The organism is Bacillus sp. ISL-46 (assembly GCF_018613205.1).
The window spans coordinates 21991-34017 of sequence record NZ_JAGGQR010000068.1 but is presented as its reverse complement, the minus strand read 5'-3'; the positions used below and the strand labels follow the sequence as shown (position 1 = coordinate 34017).

16 protein-coding genes are annotated in these 12027 nt (G+C 36.8%); 1 reads left to right on the top strand and 15 read right to left on the bottom strand.

Features of this window, described 5'->3' with window-relative positions:
• Positions 1-111: 111 nt before the first annotated feature.
• Positions 112-780: an SIMPL domain-containing protein gene (locus tag J7E67_RS26770; protein ID WP_214713123.1), complete on the top strand. Its 669-nt coding sequence runs from the start codon at positions 112-114 to the stop codon at positions 778-780.
• Positions 781-983: 203 nt separating this feature from the next.
• Here the strand turns inward: J7E67_RS26770 and J7E67_RS26765 are convergent, their stop codons facing one another.
• The 15 genes from J7E67_RS26765 to efp all read right to left on the bottom strand — a co-directional run bounded on the left by J7E67_RS26765 (position 984) and on the right by efp (position 12017).
• Entirely contained in the window at positions 984-1493 is a 510-nt protein-coding gene (locus J7E67_RS26765; RefSeq protein WP_214713124.1) for a TlpA family protein disulfide reductase, read from the bottom strand.
• Between the two features lie 77 nt (positions 1494-1570).
• On the bottom strand, positions 1571-1702 hold the full coding sequence (locus tag J7E67_RS26760; protein WP_168245039.1) for a CcmD family protein: 132 nt from the start codon (positions 1700-1702) through the stop codon (positions 1571-1573).
• Between the two features lie 12 nt (positions 1703-1714).
• On the bottom strand, positions 1715-2476 hold the full coding sequence (locus J7E67_RS26755; RefSeq protein WP_214713125.1) for a cytochrome c biogenesis protein: 762 nt from the start codon (positions 2474-2476) through the stop codon (positions 1715-1717).
• Between the two features lie 3 nt (positions 2477-2479).
• The gene (locus tag J7E67_RS26750) at positions 2480-3160 is read right to left on the bottom strand and encodes a heme exporter protein CcmB (RefSeq protein ID WP_168245041.1); all 681 of its coding nucleotides are present in this window, start codon (positions 3158-3160) and stop codon (positions 2480-2482) included.
• Positions 3157-3861, bottom strand: coding sequence for an ABC transporter ATP-binding protein (locus J7E67_RS26745; protein ID WP_214713126.1), 705 nt, complete (start codon positions 3859-3861; stop codon positions 3157-3159). Before J7E67_RS26745 ends, J7E67_RS26750 begins: the two co-directional genes overlap by 4 nt.
• A 24-nt stretch (positions 3862-3885) precedes the next feature.
• Entirely contained in the window at positions 3886-4875 is a 990-nt protein-coding gene (locus tag J7E67_RS26740) for a hypothetical protein (RefSeq protein ID WP_214713127.1), read from the bottom strand.
• A complete protein-coding gene (locus tag J7E67_RS26735; protein ID WP_214713128.1) occupies positions 4872-5246 on the bottom strand; it encodes a hypothetical protein in 375 nt (124 codons plus the stop codon). The genes J7E67_RS26740 and J7E67_RS26735 overlap by 4 nt, the downstream gene beginning before the upstream one ends.
• A 12-nt stretch (positions 5247-5258) precedes the next feature.
• Complete coding sequence (locus tag J7E67_RS26730; protein WP_214713129.1) at positions 5259-5765, bottom strand: cytochrome c-type biogenesis protein CcmH; 507 nt, start codon at positions 5763-5765, stop codon at positions 5259-5261.
• A gap of 1 nt (position 5766) precedes the next feature.
• The gene (locus J7E67_RS26725) at positions 5767-7749 is read right to left on the bottom strand and encodes a heme lyase CcmF/NrfE family subunit (RefSeq protein WP_214713130.1); all 1983 of its coding nucleotides are present in this window, start codon (positions 7747-7749) and stop codon (positions 5767-5769) included.
• A 25-nt stretch (positions 7750-7774) separates the two neighbouring features.
• The gene (locus tag J7E67_RS26720; protein ID WP_214733184.1) at positions 7775-8227 is read right to left on the bottom strand and encodes a cytochrome c maturation protein CcmE; all 453 of its coding nucleotides are present in this window, start codon (positions 8225-8227) and stop codon (positions 7775-7777) included.
• A gap of 13 nt (positions 8228-8240) precedes the next feature.
• Complete coding sequence (locus tag J7E67_RS26715) at positions 8241-9293, bottom strand: hypothetical protein (protein ID WP_214713132.1); 1053 nt, start codon at positions 9291-9293, stop codon at positions 8241-8243.
• Positions 9294-9680: 387 nt separating this feature from the next.
• On the bottom strand, positions 9681-10193 hold the full coding sequence (locus J7E67_RS26710) for a c-type cytochrome (RefSeq protein ID WP_251027025.1): 513 nt from the start codon (positions 10191-10193) through the stop codon (positions 9681-9683).
• Positions 10194-10203: 10 nt separating this feature from the next.
• Entirely contained in the window at positions 10204-10653 is a 450-nt protein-coding gene (locus J7E67_RS26705; RefSeq protein ID WP_214713133.1) for a PCYCGC motif-containing (lipo)protein, read from the bottom strand.
• A gap of 175 nt (positions 10654-10828) precedes the next feature.
• On the bottom strand, positions 10829-11326 hold the full coding sequence (locus J7E67_RS26700; protein WP_214713134.1) for a DUF6803 family protein: 498 nt from the start codon (positions 11324-11326) through the stop codon (positions 10829-10831).
• A gap of 133 nt (positions 11327-11459) precedes the next feature.
• Positions 11460-12017: an elongation factor P gene (gene efp, locus J7E67_RS26695; protein ID WP_088088945.1), complete on the bottom strand. Its 558-nt coding sequence runs from the start codon at positions 12015-12017 to the stop codon at positions 11460-11462.
• Between the last annotated feature and the right edge of the window lie 10 nt (positions 12018-12027).

Here is a 12027-nt window from a genome sequence, read left to right as displayed (position 1 = left end):
GAATGCTAGAACAAAAATAAGATAAGTAGAAAGGGATAAATTTTAATATCGGAACATTTTTGGAGGTCAGTCGTATTTTAAAGAAAGAATAAACATAAGGGGGAGAGGGAAGTGTATAATTACCATCCGTTAAATCGAAATGGATTACCTCCCAAGGACTATTTAATTAAAGTGTCTGGTGAAGGAGAAATGGCAATCCAACCTGACTCCGCTTCGGTAAACCTAGGAATTATAACGGAAAGCAAGCAAGTAATAACCGCCCAGCAGCAGAATTCTCTTGAAGTAACAAAGGTAATCGACTCTCTTATTTCACTGGGAATTACCCAAAATAATATACAAACCTTCGATTATCGAATTGATTCAGATTACGATTATGACCAAGGGAAACAAATATTTCGTGGTTATAAAATAACCCATATCCTGCAGGTAAAAATAGAGGACTTATCAATCGTTGGCAAGGTCGTGGATACCGCTGTTCAAAACGGTGTGAACTATGTTTCTAACGTCCAATTTACAGTGAAAGACAAAGAGTCTTTTTATAAACAGGTCTTAGTTATGGCAGTAAATAATGCAATTGAAAGGGCTAAAACCATTGCAGGGACCTTAAATGTATCGTTAATCCCCACACCGAGGTTAATTATCGAAGGAGGCAGAACGGTCCAGCCTGTTATTAACCAGCCTGGAGCTTTCGTGAAAGGAGCTGCCTCCACACAAATTGAACCAGGACAAATAACAGTCAAGGCTGATGTGATCGCAGAATTTCACTTTAAACCGTTTTAGAAAAAGGCTGTGTAAGGGACATTGTAGATTTTATAGCCTACGTTGATTGGAGCGGAAGGCGCGAAGACTCCTGCGGGAGGACGAGGCTCCCCGGACCGCTCGCGAAAAGCGAAGCGCCTGGAGCGGAAATCAACTTGGCTAGTTAACAAAGCCAAGAAAAAAAGATTGAACCTTATAATCAGGTTCAATCCTTTTTTGTGAGTTTATTTATCATATTTCTTCGCCCAATTATATAACTGCATTTCTGTAACTGGACCGTTAAAATGTTCTCTAATAATTCCTTGTTTATCAATCACAAAGGTTTCAGGCTGCCCTGTCACATTATACATTTTAGAAACCTTTGCATTATAATCAAATAAATAGTTCATTCCAGCTTTATTTTTCTCTGTTACTTTATTAATCTTATCCATTGTCTCGCCGCGATTAATCATAAGAAAATGATATTGATCACCATATTCTTTTTGGAAGGATTCTAGCTCTGGTAACTCCTCTTTACATGGAGCACACCAACTGGCAAAATAGTTCAGAATAACCACTTCCCCCTTAAAATCGGAGAGCTTGGTTGTACTTCCATCCAAATTTGGCAACGAAAAATTATATGCCTGATCACCAACATCTGTATGTTCACCTTTTGTAACTAAACTATAACCAAAGAAACCAAACATACCAACAATAAGAATCAATACGAGTAATTTGATGACCCGCTTGTTCATCGTATTTCCTCCTGACACCAGTAAGGTTCTATGCAAAAGGCCTGTTAATGCTTCACAGGCCTAATTATTACTACTAGTTATTTTTCTAGTTGTTTTAAGAATTCAATTTCCTTCTTAAGCTTTGAGTGTCTTTTACCGAGTATTAACATATATCCAAAAATAACAACCCATGCAACAGAATAGGCACCATACATAAATTCAAAACCCATGATAAATTCCTCCTATTTTTCCAATTCTTCTCTTAATTTTTCTTTATACCGCTCTACTTTAAGTTTCATATTTTCAAAAGAAACACCTTTATGAAGAAGGTATGAATATAGAATGGTAAATGCTGCAAGTGAAACAAACAACGCCACTAGCATAGAACTCTCAATACCTCCACCTTTTTGGGAAGGTCCCTCACCAAACACGATTGGGTGAAACTTTGTTTGCCACCAGCGAATCGCGAAAAATACGATTGGAACATCAGCAAACCCGATGATTCCAAATACAGCAGCAAGTCTGGCTTTTTTATCCCATACTCCATCCATTTGACGAATCATAATGTAGGCTATATAGATAAAGAAAAGAATTAACGTTGTAATTAACCGCGGCTCCCAAACCCACCAAGTATTCCATGATGATTTTGCCCAAATTGGACCAGTTGTTAAGACAATGATTGTAAAGACCACACCAATTTCTGCAGAAATATAAGCATAGGTGTCAAATATTCTTTTCCGCTTGACTAAGAATAAAATACTGAATACAAATGTCACAAAAAATGCCATGAACGCCAGCCATGCTGAGCTAACATGAAAATAAAAGATTTTTTGGGCTGCTCCCATTGTTACTTCTTCAGCAGAAAAGATAAAGATAAAATAAAGGGCGACAAACATGGAAATAACTGTAGAACCAAACAAAATCTTTGATAGATCTGGGCTCTTCTTAGCAGTTAATTGAGATCCAGTAAGTACCGCTTTCTCTCGTTCGAGATTCATACTCATCACTTAAACCTCCAGCACATAATCAATTAATAAGAAACAAACAACAAAGAAGATAACATCGTACGCAGTGACCAACTGAATCCAAGCGACTGCACTTGAAAATTTCTCCATATTCGTTAAGATGATTCGAGTGGCTTGAACAACACCGATTAGGATTGGCGTTGTAATTGGAAACAGCAATAGTGGAAGCAGCATCTCACTGCTTTTGGAATTGGCTGCCAATGCCGCCAAGAATGTTCCAATAGCGATAAATCCAAAACTGCCTAAGAATACAACTAAGATAAAATAAGGAATGCTCCCAAAAAATTTAAAATCAAATAACAAAAATAAAAACGGGATGGAAACCAGTTCTACGATCAGCATCATCGCAAAATTGGCTAAGAACTTTCCTAAATAAATGCTCGCTGCCTCCATTGGTGCAACCAATAATCCTTGCATCGTATCATTTCTCTGCTCGGATATAAATGATCTGTTAAGACCTAAAATTCCAGCAAAGACGATAATGACCCAAATGACTCCTGGTATAACTGCTTTTGTTGTATTATTGGCAGGGTCAAAGGCGAAGCTGAAAACAACAATCACCAGACCAGCGAAAATAATTTGGGTCACCATAATTTGTTTTGTTTTTAATTCGGAATATAAATCCTTTTTTGCTAGTAAGAGGGCGGTTCGAAAAAGGTTCATGATACTCCCTCCACTAATTGCTCATATTTTTCTGAAACAAAACCTAAGTTTTGATTTTCAATCCTAAAATCATCGACGATCTTGCCATTTTTCACAATGATAATTCTGTCACAGATTTCAGCTGCTTGTTTGAAATCATGTGTAACCATTAAAGTAGTCGTGCCTTTTGCTTTCATGGAAAGAATAACGTTATTAAGAATGGTAATCGCTCCTTGGTCTAATCCTGTGTGTGGTTCGTCCAAAAGGAGAATTTCCGGTTCATGAACAATCGCTCGTGCAATTGCAATCCGTTGAATCATTCCACGGGAGAAATTCTTTACCGGTTCATTTAAAAAGAATGACAATCCTACTTCTTTGACAAGCGCAATCGCTCGTTGTTCAACATTTTTAACACCATAGATATTCCCAAAGAACACAATATTTTCTAATGGAGTGTAATGGTCATAAAGCAAACTGGAATGGGGTAAATAACCCATTATTTTTTTTATTTCAATATGATTTTTTTTCAAATCCATATTATTAACCAATATAGACCCAGATGTAGGTTTTATTAAGGTTGCTAGTACTTTTAGAAGCGTACTTTTTCCGGCACCATTTGGTCCAAGGATGGCAACCGTTTCTCCTTTTTTGATTGAGAGGTCTACACCACGAAGGATGAGCTTATTATCCGCTTGCTTTGTTAGCTTTTTTATTTCTATCATTTGCAGTCTCTCCCATCCCAGCTACTACTCTACAAAATTACGTAAGTTTAATTTTACTTGGACAAGATGCTGTTTATAAGCTTCTAGCTTTGCATGATATTCATCCTCTGAAAGCTTTCCATCTCCGAAGGATTCTTCCAATTCAATGATCTTATCCATTATGGCTTTTTGCTTTGCCATTAAAAGTTTAAATGCCTTCTCTTCTTTATCTGCTCCAAGTCTTTCCTCTTCCAGCTTTGCTTTCCTTCTGAAATAGATATAATAGGAGATTCCCGCAATGACAATAGCTCCTATAATAATTAAAAAGACGTGTGGATCAAAGCGGTGTAGCGGGGACTGTGCCCATATTCTTAGATGACCTGGATTATGGAAAGCAGGCGCCGTGTGTGTAACCGAACTATTACTTTTATTAGTTGTTTCCGACTTTTTTGTCTCATTCGCTGCAGGCTGTACATCTGGCTTATAAACAAGTGTAAACGATTGGTTAGCTTTAATCCCTTCGATACTGTATCCAAAATAATTTTCGTCATCGAATTTGAAACTGCCTTGACTAGTTGCAACAGCCCCCTTAACTTCAATACTCCCTCTTCCTTCTGGAACGAGAATTTGCATCATTTGTACGTTGTAGTAAGCTTTTAAATTAATTTCTTTTCCCTTTGCAATCCGATAACTGTAAGGCAACACCATCGTTTGATTTCCTGGAATTGCCGTGGTTGTAATGAATCCTTTGTCAACCTCTTTAAAGGCAATTTTATTATCTAAAAAATTGAGATCATCTGCGCCTTCGGGAAGGGTTACATTTAAGACCGCTTCACTTTTACCGTCACCTTTATATTCTTCACCTGAGGTATTAGTATAATTAACCATATTCATCATATTCGTTGAGCCATCTTCTGCAGGGCTGACAACGATATAATGCATATCAATCGAAACCTTTGAATCAGAAGCTGCTAATCCATGAAATGGAATGAATAGCATCAGTCCGAGGAAGAAAACCGTGATTTTTTTGATCACTTTCCTTCCCCCTTTTTATTCTTATAAGTTTTCATTTGAGCTTCAATTTCTTTTTCAACTTCATCCATTAAATCTTTATCAATGTTTGTATCCATCAATTGTTCTTCTTCCTTCATAAGGCTGGCAACTTCTGTTTCGTATTGCTTCTTTAAAACTTTATAATCAGCGTGTGAGATTTTATCCATCTTGTACTCAAATTCTATTTCATTAAGTGTTGTTAATAGTGCTTCTTTCGAGGCGCCGATATCCTGACCCGTTGAACTAACATGTAAATAAGCATCCCACTTAAATAACGGTGATAATATTAGAAACAGACAGGCTAGCGCAAATATGGTGGTAAAAATCATCGAGATGACTGTGATATCTTGCATTTTGTTCACATCCTAAAGATACTTTTTGCGTTCTTCATCAATCATGGAAGATAGTATTTCTCCTTCTACTTCATCCTCGGTGTTCTGGTACTCAGCAACAGGTTCATCTGTGCCTTTTTTCTTAACCCATTTACGAATAACGAAATACAATGATATTCCCGCTGCGGCCAATACTACAAACGGTAGAACCCAAGCTGTTAAACTAAAACCGCTTTTTTCAGGTGAAGTCAATATTTCTTCACCATAGATATTGACATAATAGGCACGAATTTTATCCTTATCCCACCCCTTGTTCATCATGTCAACCAGGTCTGCTTTAAATTCTGTGGTAAGATTGCACGTATTCGGATCACATTCATAATGATCCTGGCCACAGCCACATGTGCAGGCGAATTGCTGAGCAACCGCTTTGAATTCAGCTGATTTATAGTCAATCTGTTTTGCTGCTTCAACGCGTAGGAATGATCCTTGAAAAATGAACGCTATTATGAGAAGGCCAATATAAATTTTGTTTTTCATATTAAGACACCTCTCTGCGTACTCCCATGTATCTCGGAGTGACATTCCCATATTTTTCGTTCCAAACGGCGAACAGGGCGCAAATAACAATCATGAATGAACCAATCCATAACCAGTTCATCATTGGATTAATCTTTACAACAAATGTAGCTTTTCCATCATCTTCCCATGCACTTAACACGATGTATAAGTCTTCCTTAAGCGAGGATATGATCGCCACTTCTGAAGAAGGCTGTTCCCAGTTACCGTAAAATACCTTTTCTGGCTGGTAAGTGCCTAGCTTTTTACCATTTCTAAAAACGGTTACATCGGCATAGACGATATCATTAATGCCTTCTTTCTTCTGATCAAGTCGGTCGTAGTTGATACGATAATCCTTTAATTCAATTGACTGCCCTAAATCGACTGTTTTCATTGTTTGTAAATCATAATTCTGTGAGCCAATAATCCCCATCGTGATGAAGGCAATACCAAGGTGAACGATGTATCCACCATACCTGCGGCGATTTCGAATCATCAAGCGGTACAGCGCCACTAGTGGTGTTTCTTTAGTCATTTTTCTTCTAGCTTTTACACCTCTATAAAACTCTAAGAAGTGGGTGATTAATAATAGAATGATTACTCCATAACCAATGACTGCCCATGCTTTTTGAATTCCTAACACTACCATCAAAATCATGCCAAGAACAGCGAGGATAGCTGGAATCATGAAGTTTTTCTTAAGATTTTTCACGGTAGATTTTTGCCAAGCAAGCATTGGACAAACTGCCATGACAAACATCATTGATAATAGAATTGGTGCTTCAACTTTATTAAAAAATGGTAGACCAACCGTTACTTTTGTACCACGTACTGCTTCCGATACTAATGGGAAAATCGTCCCCCAAAATACGGCAAAGGCTGCTCCGACAAGTAATAAATTATTTACTAAGAAGCTGCTCTCTTTAGAAACAAAGGAATTAAATTCCCCTTCACTGCGTTTCAGCAGGTTGTAACGGCTCATTAACACATATAGTGCTCCGATGACTGCCACACCCATGAAGATTAAGAAGTATAATCCCAGGTTTGAATTTGCAAAGGCATGGACGGATGTCAGTACGCCGCTTCGCACTAAGAATGTACCAAATAGGGTAAGTGCATAGGAGACAATGATTAAGCTGATATTCCAAATTTTTAACATGTTTTTCCGTTCTTGAATCATAACGGAATGTATGAAGGCAGTTGCTGTTAACCATGGCATAAAGGATGCATTTTCAACTGGATCCCATGCCCAGTAACCGCCCCAGCCAAGTTCAACATATGCCCATTGACCACCAAAGATATTTCCAAGACTTAAAAATAACCAGGCAATAATTGTCCAACGTCTAGTCATTTTAATCCAGAAATCATCGACATTTTTCAAAATCAATGCCGCCATCGCAAAAGCAAATGGAATGGCAAGGCCTACATAACCAAGGTAAAGTGTGACAGGATGAATGATCATTCCTGGATTTTGAAGCATTGGATTTAATCCTTTTCCTTCTATTGGAATCTCATTTAATAGAAGGAAAGGTTTTGCAACAAAACCTAAAATAAAAAAGAAGAAAACTGCATTTGCAAGTAAGATGGCCGATATGTATGGAATCATCGGGTTTCCTTTTAACTTCCGTGAGAAAGCAATCATACAAGTATAAAGAGTCAAGAAGAATGTCCACAATAACAACGAGCCTGCATTACCCGCCCATAGTGCGGTAAGTTTATAGATAATAGGTAGTTCACTGCTTGTGTAATCATGAACATATTCGTATTGAAATTGAGAGGTTGCTAATAGGTAGAACAATGAAAGCATTGCAAGTGATGAACATACTAATAATGCAATCAATCCACCTTTACCACTGTTAATAAACTTTTGATTTTTCGTGCTAATCCCCAACGTGATAATGAGGAGTGAATAAATTGCGATGGCTAAGCCTATATAAATCGTTGCGTTGGCAAATAAATACATTTCGTCACCTTCTTAAGTTAGCCTGTTATTTTTCATTCGGTGTTTTATTTAACTTATCTTTATGTGTCTCTGGATTATAATTTTTGATATCTTTTCCTTCATACTTAGAAGGACATCTAGTTTTAACTGTCTCTGCCACAAATGTATTCTTTTTGGTCGGAGCCCCTTGGAGAATAGTAATGACACCTTCTGCAAAGTTATCTGGTTTGGTACCATTATGAATAACATGCATAACATTTCCGTCGTTATCTTTAACATCAAACTTCAACTCAATTTTGTCTGGATTCCATTTAATTGAATCTTCAATAAGTAATCCTTCTACAGTTACAAAATCATCTTTATGTTGGTCTTGAGTAGCCAAGAGGTCTTTCATCGTTAACTCAACACCACTTGAACCAGGAGTTGCTGCCATCAGAAGGAATACAATAGCTCCTGCAATAATAAACCCACCAAGCATGATAATCGTATTTTTTTTCATTCTTCTCACCTCATTAGATTAATTTTTTCATTTCTTCTTCGTACATTTCTTGGTCTATCTTTCCAGTTAAAAGTTTTTTGCGCAGTTCCTTCTTTTCTTCAGAATTCGCTGTTTTGTTGTCTTTTTTAACCGTTGGAAAAGGCTTCTTCGGTTGTTTTTTATTTTGACTGGCTACCTTAGATGCTGTTTGTTTATTTCCTTTTAAGCCAATGAAAACAAAGAGTCCGGCAATGATGATTGCAATACCGATGATCGATGCACCACCTAGCCCGATAAATGGACGTTTTGATGAATTAGTGGTTCCCCCGTTTTTAACAACTTGGTCTGTTGCAGTTACACCACTATGGTTTTCATCATTTGGTGGCTGCTTTTTATTAATCGCCTCCATTGTTGATTCAGTACCATCTTTCTTATATGAGAAAGAGTATTTCAAGCCAGCATCTGCCTTTACATTTTTGTATTGGTAGTAATAGAGCTCTTCTCCATATTCATTTTTCGAATTATTTGCTGCTTTTGGCTCAATTTTTATTTCCTTTGCATCCATTGGAGCATAAAAGATAACATCTAACAGCTCGATATCAGCTTTATTTTTAAGTTCATATGTAAAGCTCTTGTTGTCCTTCACGTCAATTGACTTTGTATAGTACTCAATGACAAATTCGTAGGTTTCGTTATTCTTAATTGCTTTAGCTGGTTTCCAAGTAATGATCCCATTTTCTTTATCAACATCATAGGGACGCTGTACTTCAGGCTTATTTTTTTCTGGGAATTCTGCTACCAAGAAGGCTTCAAAGCCTATTTCCATTGCTGGAACGGGAATCTCAATCTTCCCATCGTAATCTTGACCACTTTTATTGGTAATTGTTCCGTACTGTCCCACTAGTAAAGATGGAATATCTCGCGACCAACCTTCGGGATAATCAAACTCTGGCATTACCTGAATCTGCATTTCCTTAAAAGGAAATTTTTCTGCCTGAAAGGCTGTTTCAGCACTAGCCTTCGGGATGATGAAATTCGTTAAAAATGATACGATTACGAATAATGCCAACAACTTATTTTTAAGCATCTTAATCCTCCTTGACTTAAAAAACTTATCAATAGAAAGTACTATTTTTCACTATAGTCCTCTTTGAAATAAATATAATCTTTATCAATCCTTATTTGTTGATTCACTCTTGAACATTTTGTTAAAGGATAAAAATCGTTGCGGTTTCGACAAAAAACCACCACAAAATGTTCACAAATTAAAAATGGGCAAAAAAAAACCTGTATCCTCTTGTAATGGATTCAGGTCTTTTATGCTGTATTCAGTTTATTTTTTCTCCAAAGATCGGATATAAGTAACAATATCGGTAATATCTTTTTTCTTGAGCTGGCGTGCGCCTTCAAGCCCCTTTAATGAAGGGCCCATTCTAGTTTCTTCACGACCGTAGGCTGCATTAATCCATATTTGCTAATCAGTTGTATATTTCAGGTATTGTGGATTAGAGAGAGCGGTTCCCATTTTATCCTTACCTGTCCCTGCTTCACCATGACAATTGAGACAATACAAATTATATTGTGCTTTTCCATTTTCAGGATTACCTGAAATCGTTTTTGGCACATCAAACTCGATTTCTTCTGTCTGCCAGTCTCTTATATAAGCAACAAGATTTTTTAAATCCTTATCTGACATTCGAGGACCGTAAGCAGGCATGACTGTGCCTTCTCTTCCATATTTCACATAATTAGACAGATCTTTATCGGATACGGAGCTTAAAAAATTCTGGCTATTTAAAGCCGTCCCCGTTTTTGGGCCTTCCCCTTTTCCTGTTTCGCCGTGACAAAATATACAATTTTTGTTATATATCTTTTCACCTGCAGCAATTGCTTCTGATTTCTTGCTATCAAAAATATGGCTATTACTTAAACAGACAATAATTCCAATAATAATCAAAATGTAAAATCCGATTAGTATTTTCTTCATGGGTTACCCCTTAATTAGGTTCAGGTGTTGGGGTTGGCTCCCCAATATCTTTATATTTTTCTGTGATTAATTGATATATTTTATTCGTATTTTTTCCACTAAGATGCATTTCAACCGCATCTCGAGCAATATCAATACAGGTGTCGCAAGATATTCCGTGAGAATCCCATTCTGTTACTGCATTGTCTTCACCAACTTGTTTGACAAAGCAATCTAGATTGCTCTTATGTCCTTCGACAACACATCCACAATAGCAAGGAACAGATGCTACGACTTCAGGATAAGTTGCAGCCATAACATAAGTTTCATTAATTTTTTCAGATGTATTCAGAACAAAATCAGGTAATGGCGAATGTTTTTTATCAAGTTTCCAACTTTGATCATTAAGTTTAGAACTGCAGCCAGCGGCTACAATTGCAAACAAAATCCCAAGGAACAAGAGAGATGTAAATCGTTTCATGATCTGTTGCACCCCTTCCCTATTATTTTTTGTACTACTTCAGTTTAGCAAAAAGAAATTAGCCAATTAGTAACTAATTCTTACTATTTAGTGAAGTTTTTACGGATGTTAAAGTAAAGTCGTAATAAAAGCAAAGACCACTGAAAAATCTTAAATAGACTTCCAGTGGTTCAAATTACATATTACTCATATCATGTCCTGAATGGCCACCTGTTCCTAGTGCAGGATCAATCATTCCAAAAATCATGGCAATGTGTGCAACCACTAGAAAAATACTAACAAAGATCGCATGAATTTTCAGCTTTTCTTCTTCTGTTTTATTTCTATAAATAAGACCTAAATCAAGTAGGGCCATGCCAAGAAATGGGATAATTCCAAGTAAATAGAATGTAACGGCTACAACATCAATCCAGCCTTTCCACTCCCCGTTTACCGTTAGTGGGATATAAGCAGTTTTCATTAAATAAATGAATATGCCAGTAAAATAAAAGCCTGCAAATATGCCGGTTACTTTATTCAATTTTTTTAATGCACTATCTAATTTCCTTGTAAATAATATGGCAATTTCCGAAATTGCAAGGATTTCAGCACAAATTACTGGAACCGCCATAAAAATTAATAAATTCCAAGGCTGATTGTCTGCTAGTAAACCCATATAATGTGTCATATTCATGTTTATCTTCTCCTTTATTTTTTCTACACACCTACTATATTGAAAAAGTGTGCAGAAACTTAGGAGAAACTATGGAGAAATTGTTAAAAAAAAGCCTTAATCCGACAATTTTCGGACTAAGGCTTTGAACTGATTATGCACGTGACACGTATGATCCATCAGTCGTATTGATAATTAACTTATCCCCTTGATTGATGAAGAAAGGAACCTGAACAGAAAGACCTGTTTCAAGGGTAGCTGACTTGGTACCACCAGAAGACGTATCCCCCTTAATACCCGGTTCTGTTTCAGCAACCTCTAAAATTACATTGTTTGGTAATTCTACTCCAAGAGTTTCATAATTAAACATCATAATTTGTACTTCCATATTTTCTTTCAAAAACTTTAATTCATACTCAATGCTTGAAGCAGGAAGTTCTACCTGCTCGTAAGATTCCATATCCATAAATACATGATTATCACCGCTTGCATAAAGATATTGCATTTTACGGTTATCGATTTGAGCTTTCTCTACTTTCTCACCTGCACGGAATGTTTTTTCTTGAATAGCTCCATTACGAAGGTTACGAAGCTTGGAACGAACAAAGGCTGCTCCTTTACCTGGCTTTACGTGTTGGAAGTCAAGGACACGCCATAGGCCGCCATCCACTTCAATTGTTAATCCTGTTTTAAAATCATTTACAGATATCATATTAAGATCC